This window comes from Hymenobacter sp. BT18, assembly GCF_012273015.1.
Taxonomy (GTDB): domain Bacteria; phylum Bacteroidota; class Bacteroidia; order Cytophagales; family Hymenobacteraceae; genus Hymenobacter; species Hymenobacter lutimineralis.
Genome location: NZ_CP050954.1, coordinates 2,478,984 through 2,493,870, shown reverse-complemented (window position 1 = coordinate 2,493,870; position 14,887 = coordinate 2,478,984). Strand labels below are relative to the sequence as shown.

12 protein-coding genes are annotated in these 14,887 nt (G+C 62.2%); 5 read left to right on the top strand and 7 right to left on the bottom strand.

The window, feature by feature from the left end:
- Nucleotides 1–50 precede the first annotated feature (50 nt).
- From HER32_RS10490 to HER32_RS10475, 4 genes are all read right to left on the bottom strand, one after another.
- Complete coding sequence (locus HER32_RS10490; RefSeq protein ID WP_232066227.1) at nt 51–1,157, bottom strand: chorismate mutase; 1,107 nt, start codon at nt 1,155–1,157, stop codon at nt 51–53.
- Nucleotides 1,158–1,323: 166 nt separating this feature from the next.
- On the bottom strand, nt 1,324–2,169 hold the full coding sequence (locus HER32_RS10485; RefSeq protein ID WP_168681836.1) for a prephenate dehydrogenase: 846 nt from the start codon (nt 2,167–2,169) through the stop codon (nt 1,324–1,326).
- Nucleotides 2,166–3,356, bottom strand: a complete 1,191-nt coding sequence (locus HER32_RS10480) for a pyridoxal phosphate-dependent aminotransferase (protein WP_168681835.1) — start codon at nt 3,354–3,356, stop codon at nt 2,166–2,168. Before HER32_RS10480 ends, HER32_RS10485 begins: the two co-directional genes overlap by 4 nt.
- Nucleotides 3,357–3,382: 26 nt before the next feature.
- A complete protein-coding gene (locus HER32_RS10475; RefSeq protein WP_168681834.1) occupies nt 3,383–4,267 on the bottom strand; it encodes a prephenate dehydratase in 885 nt (294 codons plus the stop codon).
- 455 nt (nt 4,268–4,722) lie between these two features.
- Here HER32_RS10475 and HER32_RS10470 point away from each other — a divergent pair, with 455 nt between their 5' ends.
- Entirely contained in the window at nt 4,723–5,928 is a 1,206-nt protein-coding gene (locus tag HER32_RS10470) for a tetratricopeptide repeat protein (protein WP_168681833.1), read from the top strand.
- A 73-nt stretch (nt 5,929–6,001) separates the two neighbouring features.
- Nucleotides 6,002–7,057 carry a tetratricopeptide repeat protein gene (locus tag HER32_RS10465; RefSeq protein ID WP_168681832.1) on the top strand — a complete coding sequence of 352 codons (1,056 nt, stop codon included), beginning with the start codon at nt 6,002–6,004 and terminating at the stop codon, nt 7,055–7,057.
- 72 nt (nt 7,058–7,129) lie between these two features.
- Here the strand turns inward: HER32_RS10465 and HER32_RS10460 are convergent, their stop codons facing one another.
- Nucleotides 7,130–8,731 (bottom strand): vWA domain-containing protein, encoded by a 1,602-nt coding sequence (locus HER32_RS10460; RefSeq protein WP_168681831.1) that lies wholly within the window; start codon nt 8,729–8,731, stop codon nt 7,130–7,132.
- A gap of 421 nt (nt 8,732–9,152) precedes the next feature.
- Between HER32_RS10460 and HER32_RS10455 the strand changes: the two genes are divergently transcribed.
- A complete protein-coding gene (locus HER32_RS10455) occupies nt 9,153–9,923 on the top strand; it encodes a porin family protein (protein ID WP_168681830.1) in 771 nt (256 codons plus the stop codon).
- 450 nt (nt 9,924–10,373) lie between these two features.
- On the opposite strand, the gene HER32_RS10450 is transcribed toward HER32_RS10455, so the two are convergent.
- Nucleotides 10,374–12,314 (bottom strand): vWA domain-containing protein, encoded by a 1,941-nt coding sequence (locus tag HER32_RS10450; RefSeq protein ID WP_168681829.1) that lies wholly within the window; start codon nt 12,312–12,314, stop codon nt 10,374–10,376.
- A gap of 204 nt (nt 12,315–12,518) precedes the next feature.
- Between HER32_RS10450 and HER32_RS10445 the strand changes: the two genes are divergently transcribed.
- Both HER32_RS10445 and HER32_RS10440 read left to right on the top strand, forming a co-directional pair.
- Complete coding sequence (locus HER32_RS10445) at nt 12,519–13,142, top strand: RNA polymerase sigma factor (RefSeq protein WP_168681828.1); 624 nt, start codon at nt 12,519–12,521, stop codon at nt 13,140–13,142.
- Entirely contained in the window at nt 13,129–14,418 is a 1,290-nt protein-coding gene (locus HER32_RS10440; RefSeq protein WP_168681827.1) for an energy transducer TonB, read from the top strand. Before HER32_RS10445 ends, HER32_RS10440 begins: the two co-directional genes overlap by 14 nt.
- A gap of 91 nt (nt 14,419–14,509) precedes the next feature.
- On the opposite strand, the gene HER32_RS10435 is transcribed toward HER32_RS10440, so the two are convergent.
- On the bottom strand, nt 14,510–14,749 hold the full coding sequence (locus HER32_RS10435) for a hypothetical protein (protein WP_168681826.1): 240 nt from the start codon (nt 14,747–14,749) through the stop codon (nt 14,510–14,512).
- Nucleotides 14,750–14,887 lie beyond the last annotated feature (138 nt).

Sequence of the window (14,887 nt, the reverse complement as noted above, 5' to 3'; positions counted from 1 at the left end):
AGCATAACAGCTGACAAACAACTGTCAACTAATGCTAGACACCTAAAATCTTAGCCCATTACCTTGTTCTGGTGGGTAATAGACTCCAGGTGTACGGCGGCCAGATACTGCTCTACAAACTCCGGCGTCAGGCCCACCGAGGCGCCCTGGCGCAGGCTGCGCTCCAGCACTTCGTTCCAGCGGTTGGTTTGCAGAATGGTGATGTCGTTTTCCTTTTTGTACTGCCCGATCTTCTCGGCAATGCCCATGCGGCGGCCCAGCAGCTGAATAATCTCGGCATCGAGCTGGTTGATTTGCTCCCGGAAGCCGGCCAGCGCCGTCAGGAACTCGCGCTGGTCGGTGGTTTCGTGGCGCCACACCAGGTCTTCAATCAGCTGGCCCAGCACCTCGGGCGTAATCTGCTGCTTGGCGTCGCTCCAGGCGTTGTCGGGGTCGATGTGGCTTTCAATCATGTTGCCATCAAAGCCCAGGTTTAGGGCCTGCTGGGCTACGGCGAACAGCGTGTCGCGGCGGCCGCAGATGTGGCTGGGGTCGCAGAGCAAGGGCATATCGGGGAAACGGCGCTTCATCTCAATGGGCAGGTGCCACATGGGGGCGTTGCGGAAGTCGGTGTTGCCGTAGCTTGAGAAGCCGCGGTGAATGAGGCCTACCTGCTCCAGGCCGGCTTTCTGGAGGCGCTCCACGGCGCCCACCCACAGCTCCAGCTCGGGGTGAATCGGGTTTTTCACCAGCACGGGCACCTGCACCCCGCGCAGCACGTTGGCAATTTCCTGCACCGAAAACGGGTTACCAGTGGTGCGGGCACCCACCCACATGATGTCTACCCCGAAGGCGAGGCAGTCCTCCACGTGCTTGGCCGTGGCTACTTCCACCGCCACTGGCAGGCCCGTTAGCTCACTGGCCTTTTTAAGCCAGGGCAGGCCCTTGGTGCCTACGCCTTCGAAGCCGCCGGGCTTGGTGCGGGGCTTCCAGATACCGGCGCGCAACGCTTGCACCTTGCCGGTGGCGGCCAGGCGCTGGCAGGTTTCGAGTACCTGCTCCTCGGTTTCGGCCGAGCACGGCCCCGAAATCAGGTAGGGCTTGTCGTTGGGCTGGCGGTTGAAGAGGGCCGACTGCATCGGTTCGGGCGTTTGCGGAGTTGCGGTTTGGGAGTTCATATTATTGAGGGTTGAATGTCTGAGAGTGGAGTGTTTGATGTTGTGTCGGTTTGTTCCAGGCCGTCATGCTGAGCTTGTCGAAGTATCTCTACCGCTTCGTTTGAGTTTACTACACTACCAAGATGCTTCGGCTGCGCTCAGCATGACGGATATTTTTCTACTGGCATCAAGGCAGAATCTTGCGGATGTGGTTGGCTTGCTCGATGGCGTGGTGCAGGCCGTTGAAATCTTCGCGGGCAATGAGGTTGCGCAGGTTCTGGAGCTGGTGAAGGTGCTCGTCGAGCACGTCGAGCACGTTGAGGCGGTTCTGGCGGAAGATGGGCACCCACATGGCCGGGGAGCTTTTGGCCAGGCGCACCGTGGAGGCAAAGCCCCCGCTAGCCAAATCGAAAATGCGCTGCTCCTCCTTTTCCTTTTCCAGCACTGTGAGGGCCAGGGCAAAGGAGGTGATGTGCGAAATGTGCGAGACGTAGGCGGCGTGCAGGTCGTGGTCGGCGGCGTCCAGGAACAGCAGATGCATACCCAGGCCCTGAAATACCTGCTCCACGAGCTGCACCGCGTCCGCGTCGCTGTGCTGGGCATCGCAGACCACCAGGGTTTTGTCGGTGAACAAATCCGGCACCGCCGCCTCAGGGCCCGAGTACTCGGTTCCAGCCATGGGGTGCACCGCCACAAAGCGGCTCCGGCGTGGGTGTTCTTGCAGGTGCGTCAATAGCGTGGCCTTGGTCGAGCCTACGTCGATGACGACCTGCTGCGCTACCTCGTCCAGCACCTGGGGCACCACCGTAAGCATGGCATCCATGGGCACAGCAACTACCACCAGGTCGGCGCGGCGCACGGCGGCGGCTAAGTCGGCGGTGGTTTCATCTACCAGGCCCAGCTCCTGGGCGCGCTGAGCGTTGGCGGCGTCCTGGTCTACCCCGATGATGTGCTCCGCCAAACCCAGCTGGCGCAGGCTAAGCCCCAAGGAGCCCCCAATCAGCCCCAGCCCGATTATTGTGACGGTTTTCATCGGCTAACGGACGTTACGGGCTGCCGCTGCTGCCATTGCGCAATGCGCTCCAGCGCCTGGCTCAGCACCTCTTCCGACTGGCACAAGCTCACGCGCACGTAGCCGTTGCCATTCGAGCCGAAGATGCCGCCCGGGGTGATGAATACGTGGGTTTCGCGCAGCACTTCGTCGCTCAGGGCGTAGCCATCGGCTACCGAAGCCGGCACGGCAGCCCACACGAACAGGCCGGTTTGCTCAGGGTCGGGCTGGCAGCCCAGCGCCTGCAGCAGCTCCAGCACCAGGGCGCGGCGGCGGCGGTACACGGCGTTCAGCTCCGCGTACCACTCATCGTCGAGGCGGAGGGCGGCTACCGCGGCTTGCTGCACCGGCAGAAACATGCCCGAGTCCATGTTGCTCTTGAAGCGCAGCACTTCCTGCAGCCAGTCGGCGCGGCCGACCAGCATGCCCACGCGCCAACCGGCCATGTTATGGCTCTTGCTCAGGGAGTTCAGCTCCAGGGCTACTTCGCGGGCCCCGGGCACGGCCAGCAGGCTGGTGGGCTCGTCGTTGAGGATAAAGCTGTACGGATTATCGTGGACCAGCATAATCTGGTGCTCCCGAGCAAATTCTACCAGCCGCGCGAGGAAAGCCAAATCGGCGCGGGTGCCGGTAGGCATGTGGGGGTAGTTCACCAGCATCATCTTCACGCCCGTCAGGTCCGACTCCGCCAGGGCCTCCAGGTCGGGCAGCCAGCCGGCTTCGGCGGTGAGGTCGTACTCGCGCACGGTAGCCCCGCACAGTTGAGCCACGGCCCGGTAGGTAGGGTAGCCGGGGTTCGGAATCAGCACCGTGTCGCCGGCTTCCAGAAACGTCATGCCCACGTGCATAATACCTTCCTTCGAGCCCAGCAGCGGCAGCACTTCGGTGGCCGGGTTTAGCAGCACCCCGTAGCTGGCGCCGTACCACTCGGCTATGGCCCCGCGCAAGGCAGGGGTACCCTGGTAGCCCTGGTAGCCGTGGGTGGTGGGCAGGGCAGCCGAGCTGGTGAGAGCCGCTGTCACGCTGGGGTGCGGGGGCAGGTCGGGGGAGCCAATGCCGAGGTTGATGATGCTGGCGCCGGCCTGCTGCATGGCCGCCAGCTCGCGCAGCTTCTGCGAGAAGTAGTATTCGCCGGTGTGGCGGAGGCGGGAAGCGGGAGTCACGTTCATGGGTAGATAACCAATTCAGGCAGGCATTAGTAACAGGCGGCCGTGGATTCAGTGGGCGTGGGCAGCAATTCGTTCATTTCGCCGCGGTGGTAGATGCCCAGCACCTGCAGGTCCTCGGTAAGCTCGGGCAGCTCGGCCAGCAGTTCGTGCAGATGATACACGTTGTCGAACTCCACATCGATATGGAAGGAGTAGTGCCAGGGCTGCCCCGGCCGGGGGCTCGACTGCAGCTTGGTGAGGTTGAGGCCGTGGCCGGCAATGCGCGTAAGCACCCGCGCCAGCGTGCCCGGGGCGTGGGCCGTGTGGAAGTAGAGCGAGGCTTTATCGGCCTGGGGCAAAGCAGGTGCCTCGGTACTGGCCGGGGCCAGGGCCAGGAAGCGGGTGTAGTTGCCGGGGTCGGCGTGGATGTCGGGGGCCAGCAGCTCCAGCCCGAACAGGTGGGCCGCCTGCTCCCCGGCTACGGCGGCTACGCCCCACTGCAGCTCGTCGCGCACGCGCTGGGCGCTGCGGCCGGTGTCGTCGGTTTCTACCAGGCGCCAGCTGTGCTGGTCGAGGAAAGGGCTGCACTGGCGCAGGGCCATGGGGTGGGAGTGGACTTCCTTGATGTCGGCCAGGGTCTGGCCCGGCAAGGCCAACAGGTGCTGGCGGATGGGCAGGTAGATTTCCCCCGTCACGCGCACGGTGCCCTGCTGCAGCAGCAGGTAGTTGGGCAGAATGCTGCCGGCCAGCGTGTTTTCAATGGCCATCAGCCCAGCCGACGCGCGGCCATCAGCTACGCGCTGCACCACTTCCTGAAAGGTTGCGCAGGGCTGCAGCGCGGGCGCGGCCCCGAAGTGCAGGCGGGCAGCCTGCTCGTGGAAGGAACCGGCGTAGCCCTGGATAGCAATGGCGGAAAGCGGGTTGGACGACATAGTGGGCAAGAAAAAAGGGCCTCCGTGGTGCGGGGCCCTGGTTGTTGAGAGTTGATGCGCTTGGCAAGTCATCAGCAACAGCGGGCCGGCTGCTTCTTAAAAAAGAAGCAGTAATAGCCGTAGAAACAGAAGCTGGTGGAAGAAGCGGGCATCAGTCAAAGTCAAAAAGAAAGCGCCTCTCGAGCTGGTCGAGAGGCGCTGAAGTTTCGGGGAGGAAAAGCTACAGAGGGGCCGCTCGACTACGCGTGGGCGTAGTAGAAATAAAAGCTAAAAAAGAAGCGGCTCGTCGGCTGAGGCATGAGGATCAGGTGCTTTGCAGGAGCAAGGTGGGCGCTGATTCCGACAATTCCAAATAAGGAAGCAGGAAATCTTTCATTTCTCCGAACCCGGGTTACGTGGAGAATCAGCATTTTAGCGGTGCATTCTGTTGTTTTTTGCTACTGATTCCAAGGTTGATGTATCGTTACTTTCTAGGGGCGGCCCTGCTGCTCTCCGCTGCGGCCCGGGCCCAAACCGCGCCCACGGCCGCCGTCCTCACGCAGGCCGATAAGCTAACTACCGCCCAGCAGTATGAGGCGGCGTACGCGCTGCTGGACAAGGCCGACCCCCAAAACCAGCAGCCGGATGTGGTGCTGGCTAAGGAAAAGCTCCTGCTCAGCTACTACCTCATCAGCGTCAACTACAAAAGCTTTGGGCTGAAAAACCTGCAGCCGGGCGAAACGGTGGCGCAGCTGCGCGGCCAGAAAGGCCCTTACAGCATGCACCTGCTCGACATCCCGAAGGAGCTAAAGCGCCTGCAGCAGAAGTCCCCGCAGAACTATGCCCTCAGCAAGGGGTTGGGCGACTATTACTACCAAGCCCAGCAGTGCCACTGCGGCGAGCGGGATAAGACCGATGCCCAGCTGCTGGCCCTGGTGCTGCGCTACTACGGTTCGGCCCACGCCCACGGCGTCGGCGACTTTATGTCGTACTACGCCGTGGGCTACGCGCTGCTAATGCAGAAAAAGCCCGAGCCCAGTCTGGCCGCGTTTGAGCAGTCCATTGCCCTGAACGCGGAGTACCCGACTTCGCACTACAACCTAGCCTTCGCCCAGGTGCAGCTGGGGCGCTGGGCCGACGCTACCCCGCACGCCCAGGCCGCGTACCGCCTCTACACCGACCCGGAGCTGAAAGCGGATGCCGCCCGCTTGCTCGGCCACCTCTACCTGCAGCAGAAACAGCCGGCCGAAGCCAAAGTCGCTCTGCAGCAAAGCCTCGACCTGCAGCCCCGCAGCTATGCCTCGCTGCTACAGCTGCTGCAGCTGCTGCAGCTGGCCGTAGCCGAGCGCGCCCCCACGGCCCTGGAGCTGGCTGCCCGCCTCTACCAGCTCGACCCGGCCGACGACCAGATGTTCATTGACATCATGGACACCTACCAGGCCGCCAACCAGTGGACCGAAGCCGAGGCTGTTTTTCGGAGCCAGCTGCCCACGGCGCCCAAAACCCCGGCGGCACAGGGCCTGCTGCATTTCTACCTGGCTATTCTGAACATGCAGCTGCAGCGTCCTAAGGAAGCCCGGCCTCATTTTCTGACCGCCCAAACGCAGCTGCGCAAAGTAGCCAAGCCCGATAACCCCATGTTTGAGTTGATTGAAAAAGGGTTGAAGGAAACCCGGCCCTAGCACGATACACCGGCAGGACTAGCTGTTTCCGGCGGGTACGGCGTATCTTCGGCTGCTTATTCGTTGGTTTCTGATGCGCTCCGGCTTTCTGTGTTTTCTGGTTTGGATGGCTGCCTCCGGGGCCGCGTGGGCTCAGGCCGAGCCCACCGAGGCCACTGTGCTCAAGCAGGCCGATGCGCTGCTGGCCTGGCGCAAGTACGAAGCCGCGTTTCAGCTCCTGCAGGTGTTCGACCCCTGGCACCGCCAGCCGGCCGTAGCCCTCAGAGCTGCCGATATTGCTCTGCACTACCACACCCAGCAGCAGAACTTCCGCGCCTTCAACTTCAAGGACCTGACGCTCACGGAGTCGCTCGACTCCCTGCGCCGCCATGCCTCCGACTCAGTCGGCTACCAGTTTCCGGTAGGCCAGGTGCTCGATTCCTTGCACCGCCGCTTCCCGGAGAACTATAAAGTAGAAAAAGCCCTGGCCGACTACTACTTCGAGCTGCAGCAGTGCGCCTGCTCGGAAGAGGAATTCTCGGAGGATGAGCTGTTTCAGCGCATGGTAAGCCACTACCGCGTGGCGCATGGCCACGGCTACGGCGACTACCTCTCCTACTATGCCCTGGGCTACGCCCTCATGCGCCTCGGCGACTTTCCGGCCAGCGCCGCGGCCTACGAGCGGTCCATTGCCCTGCGCAAGGACTACGCCCTGGCCCACTTTCAGCTGGCCTACGACTACCTGGAGCTGAAACGCCTGCCCGACGCCCGCAACCAGGCCCGCCTGGCCGTGGCCCAGTTCAAGCAGCCCCAGCTGCGCGCCGATGCCGAGTTTCTGCTGGCCGAGTTGGAACACCGCCTTGCTACTCCTGCCGCCGTAGTTGCCCCGCCCGCCGATTCGGCCGTGCAGGCCATTAGTTCGCTGCAGCCCGGCTCGGTGCGGTTGCTGGTACCCGAGCTGCGCTTCCAGCCCGATTCGGTAGAAGCACTCAAGCCACGGCTGCCCCAGTCGGTTGATACAACTCAACTGCCCACCCGCTACCCGCAGGTGCTGCCATTGCGGCCGGCCTCGGAAGCTCCCGCGCCAACTCCGGCCGCACCTCCGGCTACCGGGTTTATGCTACTGCCAGCCCGTGTACGGGAACAGTAGCGGCTCCTTCGCGCAGGAAGTTGTTTCTGGAACAGGAGACTACCACCTTACCGAAGGCAAGCAGCTGCTTAGCTATTGCTTATTAGCTTGGCTTAGGGCCTCAGCCTGGGCTATCAACTCCCGAAACTGGGTGTGGGTGCCGTCTTGGTCTGGCTGTGTGCTGCCAGCCAGGGCTGCTGTATTCTGCCAGGAGGCCGAGCCGCGGTAAGCAGACTGCCGCAGCAGCAGGCCAAACTGAGCCGCTGAGGCTGCCAGCCGTAGGTTATCCGATGCTTGCTCAATGGGTTCTGTGAACCGCACACCCCGCACGGGCAGCGTGAGTAGCCGGCTGGGGCTGCCCTGCGGCTCCTGGTAGCGCAGCTTTATCGTCAGGAGTTCATCGGTAGCGGCGTAGGCAACGGCGGGTTGCTGGTAGCGGAGGGCGTCGGTGGAGGAAGCCGGCTCGGGCCGGCTCGCGGTAGGCACTATTTCATAGAGGGCCGTAACCTGCTGGCCAGCGCCCAGCTCGCCGGCGTCTTTCTGGTCGTTGTTGAAGTCCTCGGCGGCCAGCAGGCGGTTTTCGTAGCCCAGGAGGCGGTATTGCTGCACCAGGGCCGGATTGAACTCCACCTGAATTTTCACATCCTTGGCCAGCGTAAACAGCGTGCCGCCGTACTGCTGCACCAGCACCCGTTGGGCCTCGCGCAGGTTATCGAGGTAGGCGTAGTTGCCATTGCCCTTATCGGCCAGCAGCTCCATCTTGCTGCCCTGCAGGTTGCCACGGCCGAACCCCAGCACCGACAGAAACACGCCCGACTGGCGTTCCTGCGTGATAAGCCGCTCCATATCGGCGTCGCTCTGCTCGCCCACGTTGAAGTCGCCATCGGTGGCCAGGATCACGCGGTTATTGCCCCCGGGCAGGAAGTGCTGCCGGGCAATACGATAAGCTAGGCGCAGCCCTTCGCCCCCGGCCGTAGAGCCCCCGGCTTCCAGCTGCTCGATGGCGACCAGAATTTTCTCGGGCTCCGCGCCAGACGTAGGCGGCAGCACCAGCCCGGCAGCCCCGGCATAAACCACAATAGACACATGATCCTGCGGACGCAGGGCACCCTGCACCAGCGCCCGCACCGATTCTTTCAGCAAGGGCAGCTTATCCGGCTCGTTCATGGAGCCCGATACATCCAGCAGAAATACCAGGTTGGCGGGCGGCAGCTGCGCCGTGGGCACGTCGCGCCCCTGCACGCCTACCAGCACCAGCTGGTGCGCCGGGTTCCAGGGGCATTGGGCTACTTCCGCGTTCAGGGAAGCTGGTCCCGCCGTGGGTTGTGGGTACTTGTAGTGAAAGTAGTTGATGAGTTCTTCCAGCCGTACGGCGTCGGCGGGGGGAAGCTGCCGATCCTGGGTGAGAAAACGGCGCACATTGGCGTAGGAAGCCGGGTCTACATCAATGGCAAAGGTGCTGAGCGGGTTGCGTCGGGCTTCCTGGAAGGCATTTTCGTGCACGACGGCATAGTTGTCGCGAGGGGCAGCGGGCGGCTCGGCGGGCGGGGCTACTGCTTCGGCGTCCTGTTGCAGCTCCGGGTAGGCAGGAGCCGCCGCAATTTGGTTCTGGTCTTCGGTAGAGTACTGCTGGGAGCAGGCGGGCAATAGCCACGCGCCAGCCAGCAGCCCACACAGGGGCAGCAAGCGGTTCATAAGAGTAGCAGAGAGAAGAGGGTGAAACGAGAAAGGCTTCACGGATGTCTGCCCCTGGCCAAGCTCCGGCCCCACTCGCGACAGTGTGGACAGGCAGGCCGACGGTGGTTTCCTTCGCGTTGAAAAACAAGCCGTTCCGGCAAACAAGCGGACTTACCAAACGTCCGGCTAAGGTGAAGTACTGCGGTAGCGCTTCCGGTTTCTTTCATACCGCAGCCCCGGTTACGTAACCCGGTTTTCTTGAATTCTTTTGCTCGTTATCCGACTATTCAAGGGGCTATAGCGGTTTTTACCTTTGCCGAGGCGGTTTTTCATTTTTGGCACGGTTTTCCATTAGTACCTATCCGACGCCGACCGGCTGCTCGTGCACACGCGGCCCCGGCGCTTTTCCACTTCCCCGGAACTCCTAGATCTTACTGCCATGAACACGCGTCTTTTCGGCCGCCTGGCCGCTGCTTGCCTTTTTGTTGCTGCTTCCTTTACCGCCGCCGAAGCCCAGACCCGCCCCGTACAAACCCACCGCGTCGGCTACCCGGCTCCCCGCCCGGCGGCCCGCTCTACGTATTCATCGGCTGGCACCAGCACTGGGGTTAAGTTTGGTATCAAAGCGGGCCTGAACGTAGCCGACTGGTCGGGAGACGCAGTGGAAAGCCTCCAAAACCTGGCCGATCTGAGCCAAGGCAGCGTGACCCGCGAAATGAAGCCTGGTTTCCACGCCGGGGTGTATGCCACCCTGCCCTTGGGCGACAAGTTCTCCATTGAGCCCGGCGTGCAGTACTCCGAGAAAGGCACGCGCCTGACCGGCACCCTGCCTTTCGAGCAGCTTGACTTCCTCAACGCTAAGGTGACGGCCACGGCCCGCATGGCTTACCTCGATATTCCGCTGATTGCCAAAGCCCACCTCACGCCCGGCCTGTACCTGTATGCCGGCCCCCAGGCGTCTGTCCTGCTCAGCAACAAGGCCCGCGTAGAAGCCAGTGCCCTCGGTTTCTCGGCCTACCAGCACGATTTCGACATCAAAAGCCAGTTCCGTCCCGTGGACTTTGCCGTAACCGGCGGCCTGGGCTACCAGTTCGACAGCGGCTTCGGCCTGAGCGCCGGCTATGACTACGGCTTGTCGTCCCTGGATAAAAACAACCGCTTCGATGCGCAGAACCGCGTGATTAAGGCGGCCCTCAACTTCTCTTTCTAACTCTCTCTTCTTCCCTACAAAAAAGCCCGCTACAGCTGTAGCGGGCTTTTTTTGCGCGGTTCCAAAGGCCGGCCTCCGCCTCTCCTGCTTTCGCCGGCCCTTTGGATATAATCCTAACGACTAATACATACGGCTAACTAGCTATATACCTGTACATAAACTAAGCAGGACAGACCGGGAGCCACCGTTTCAAGTAAGGGGAAGCATCTATCTGCAAACAGACGCTTTGAAACGGTGGCTAGGTCGGTGAGTGAGCGAGTTTCCCGGCCTGCCCCGGCGCCAACCGGGTGTTACCCAGCCGGTACCGCATGCCTTTAACGCGGGGGTGATAAGTAGCAAATGAGCTCCTAGCTGCCTTATGCAGGCGCTGGTACTTGGTAAGATGCCGGCCCACCGACGATTCCACACGCGCCGCTCAATTTTTTTAAATTATTTTTTTGAGGTTCCGATTTAGCGGCTGCCGTAGTCGGTGGGGGCGGACCGAATTCCTTCCGCCAGCCGGATGAGGCGTACCATTTCCGCCCGGTACCCGTCGGGGTCGAAGGCTTTGGCTTGCCCGGCCAGCTGAGCTGTAGCGTCCCAGGTAGCAGTGCCCCGGTAGTCGCTCTGCCGCAGCAGCATTCCAAACTGCGCTACCGCCGCCGCAAACCGCAGATTTTCACTGGCTTTTTCTATCGGGCGGGCGGCCCCGGCCAGGGAGTGAGTCAGCAGCTTGCTGGTGAGGCCCTGGGGTTCTTTGTAGCGCAGCTTTACGGTAAGCAGCTCGGCCGCGGTTGCGGCCGGGGCTATGGGTGGGGCCGGCTGGTACTTCAGCGGATCGACGGTGGGTGGAGCGCCCACGGGCACGATTTCGTAGAGGGCCGTTACGGTGTGTCCGGCGCCCAGCTCGCCGGCATCCTTGCGGTCGTTGTTGAAGTCCTCGGCGGCCAGCAGGCGGTTTTCGTAGCCTACCAAGCGGTATTCGCGCACCCGGGCCGGGTTGAACTCCACCTGCAGCTTTACGTCTTTGGCCAGGGTGAACAGCGTACCGCCAAACTGCTGCACCAGCACCCGCCGGGCCTCGTCCAGGTTGTCGAGGTAGGCGTAGTTGCCGTTGCCCTTATCGGCCAGCAGCTCCATCTTTTTATCCTGATAATTGCCCTGGCCCACGCCCAGCACCGTTAGAAACACGCCGGATTCGCGCTCCTCGGTGATGAGCCGCTCCATGGCCTCGTCGCTTTGCTCGCCCACGTTAAAGTCGCCATCGGTGCACAGAATCACGCGGTTGTTGCCTTCGCGACTGAAGTTCTCCCGCGCCACGCGGTAGGCTAGGCGCAGGCCCGCGCCCCCGGCCGTAGAGCCCCCGGCTTCCAGCTGCTCGATGGCGGCCAGGATATCGGCGCGCTTGCTGCCGGCCGTAGGCGGCAATACCGTACCAGCCGCACCGGCATAGACTACCAGGGCTACCTTATCCTGGGGGCGCAGCTCCTTGGCGAGCAGACGCAACGCCTGCTGCACTAAGCCAAGGCGGTCTTCGCCCTGCATGGAGCCCGATACATCCACCAGAAAAACCAGGTTGGCAGGGGGCAGCTTCTCAGTAGCCACTTTGCGGGCCTGCAGCGCTACCTGCACCAGCTGGTGGGCTGGGTTCCAGGGGCACTGAGCCTGCTCGGTGATGAGGTGGAAGGGTTCCGGTGCGGCTGGCGCCGGCTGGGGGTAGTCGTACTGAAAGTAGTTGAGCATTTCCTCTACCCGCACGGCGTCGTGGGGCGGAAACTGCCCCTGCTGCAGAAAGCGCCGCACGTTGCTGTAGCTGGCCGCATCCACATCAATGCTGAAGGTGCTCAGGGGTTCTTTGCCCACGGCATGAAAGCCATTTTCAGCAACGGAGGCGTATGTTTCGCCGGCGCCGGGCTCCGGAGCCGGCACCAGATACCCGGCCGCATCATAGCTCTTGTATTTGCCTTTTTGTTGTCTTCTGCCCGGCGGCACCGTAGCGGCTCCCCTGATTCTCACCCCCGCCACTTTGCCTTGCACGCCGGTCACCACTACTTCGCTGAGCTGTCGGGTGTCCGGCATCAGGGTTACATCCACCACAACCTGGCCCGTAAGCTTTACTTCTTTCGTGACGTACCCAACAAAGCTAAAAACCAGCACTTTACTTCCGGCCGGCACCTGCAGCGTATAGCGCCCGTCGGCGGCGGTGCTGGTCCCGATGGTCGTGCCTTTCACCAGCACCGTCACGCCCGGCAGGCCCCCGCCTTTTTTCCCGGCGGCCTCCGTAACGCGCCCTTGCACGGAATAAGTGGCCGGCATGGTGGGGGCAGCAGGACCCAGCGACACTACCGACTGAGCCAGCGTGGGCGCGGCGGCCAGCAGACTGGCAACCAGCAATACATAGTGGCATTTCATACAAACATGGGCTAAGGTGAACGGATACCCTCTTGATGCCGCCTCTCGTCAAATTGCACACTGCCAGACCCAAATTGTTAAGACCACCGCGCTGGTAACCTCCGCGCGGCGTAGGCGGCCGGGTATAAGTTGATTTTTAGACGAATATTCTTTTTACCAGCGAAAACCGTAGCTTAGGAAAGATTATGCCTGGCCCTGGGTTCTATGTTTTTTCGCCGCCGTCCTACGCTGCCCACTGAGCTTTCCGATGAGGAACTGCTGCTGCGCTACCGCCAGTATGGCGACGTGCAGGACCTGGGCGTGCTCTACGAGCGGCACCTGACGGCCGTATTTGCCATTTGCCGACGCTACCTGCGCCCCGACGAGGACGCCCAGGACGCCGTGATGCAGCTGTTTGAGCAGTTGGTAGACAAGCTGCAAAAGCACGAGGTAGGCAACTTCACGGCCTGGCTGCACACTACCGTCCGCAACCATTGCCTGATGGTCTTGCGGGCCCGGCAGCGGACGAGTCCCGACGGTGGGCCCCTTATTTTGCATTTTCCTGATGCCACGGATATGGAATCGGCGGCCAGTCGGCATCTACCCTCCGATGACCCTGATGAAGCCGCCTCTACCGAAGCCCGCCTCCGGCACTTGGAGCACGCCCTTACCGAACTACCGGACGGGCAGCGCCAGTGCCTGGAAATGTTTTACCTCCAGCAGAAATGCTACCGCGACATTGCCGATGCTACCGGGTATGAGCTTAGTCTGGTGAAAAGCTACCTGCAGAATGGCAAACGCAACCTGAAACGCATGCTTGAATCTTACCCCACCGATGCCGCCTCGTAACCTCTCGCTTGTGCCCCCGGCCACCCCCGATCAGCACATATCGGTAGAGCAGCTGCGTCAATACGCGGCCGGCACGCTGCTGCCCGCCCAACAGCACCTCGTGGAGGCGCACACCATCGACTGTGCCTACTGTGGTGAAATACTGGATGGCCTTTCCGCTACAGACTACGCTACTACCGAAACGGCGCTGCGCACAGTGCAGGGCCGTTTGCACGCCCGCTTGGCCATTGATGCGGCTCGTCACTCGCACCGCTATGCCGCCTGGGCCGGCGTGGCCGCCACCTTGCTGCTGCTCACGGTAGCGGCCAGTGTGTTCTGGCTGAATCTGCAGCACCCGCCGCAACAACGTAATCGGGTGGCTGCCAATTCGGCCGCGGCCCCCAAGGCCGCCCCACCCGCCGATTCCGCGCCTATTCCTGCTCAGGTACAGGCCGGGCCAACCAAGCCGGTAGCGTCGGCAGCACGGGAAACCTCCGGGGCGGCCCATGCCGCTGGAGCTGAGACCGGGCTTACACCTGCGCAAGGCACTTACCGGCCTTCTGCGCAGCCAGCCAGGGTGGCGGTAGCAGCTGCCGTCCGGGCAGCTACCACTAAGCAATCAGCCGCGCCCATCTCCAGCGGACTTTCATCTTCTTCTCCTACACTTGCCTCTGCCGCTACTGCTACCCCAATTGCTTCTGCTTCCACAAGTAGTACTGCCGAAAACTCTCCGCTACCCGCCACCACAGCGGATGCTGTAACGGCCATGGCTCCCCGAGCCAGTACAGTTCTGGAAATTAAAGAACTACCCAGCCCGGTGCTAGCGGCAGTACCCGTATCTACGGTGGTACTGGCTAGCATCGATACGCCCACGGAGGCGGCCGAAGTAGCCATTCCGGCTGATAAGGTCCGCGCCAGCAGTTCCCCAGCCTTGGCGCCTGTGAAGTCGGCAACCAGTGCCGAAGGCCGCTCAGCCATGCGGATGCCTCCTTCTCCGGATCTGGCCTCTGTACCCTCGGGAGGCCACGCCGCGTTCCGGCGCTACCTTAAGAAGGAACTGAAATTCCCCGAAGCTGACCGGGCCAAAGGCGTAGAAGGCGTGGTGAAGCTACGCTTTGTGGTGGCTGCAGATGGCTCTTTGCAGGATATAAAAGTCGTCAGCCCGGTGTCGGAAGCGTGCGATGCGGAGGCCATTCGTCTGCTCAAGGAGGGCCCCGCCTGGTACCCCGCCATTGTGCGCGGCAAGCGCGTGCCCACAGTTATGCGCGTGTCCGTCACCTTCAACCCGCTGGAATAACCGTACATGACCTGAAGACAAGGGTCCCGGTAACCACTCAATTGGTTGCCGGGGCCCTTTTGCATGGTAAATGGCTATTCAATTACACCTGCTAACCGCTATAACCGCCGCCGCTTTCGGCGTCCGTGGCGCTGCCGCCGGGTCCATCGGGAGCAGGGAGGCCAGGGTCAGTGTTCAGGTGTACCTGGCTATAGTCGGGAGCCCCGTTGCCGGCCGTGGGCACCGGGGGCGCATTTTCGGCGGTAGGCGAAGTAGCGGCGTTTTGAGCCGTGGTGGGGGTGCTTGGGGAAGTGGATAAGGCGTCGGACTCGTCTTCGAAGGTCTTTTTCATGGTGCAGGCAAAAAGTGCAGGTGAGATACTCAAGTAGAGGCTATACGCAGCCGCGCCGCCCGCAGCCACTGGCAGCCTCCGCAGAATTTGGGGATTTCGGTAGCTGGCGGGGCGGGGTTGTGTACTTTTGCCCCGCAG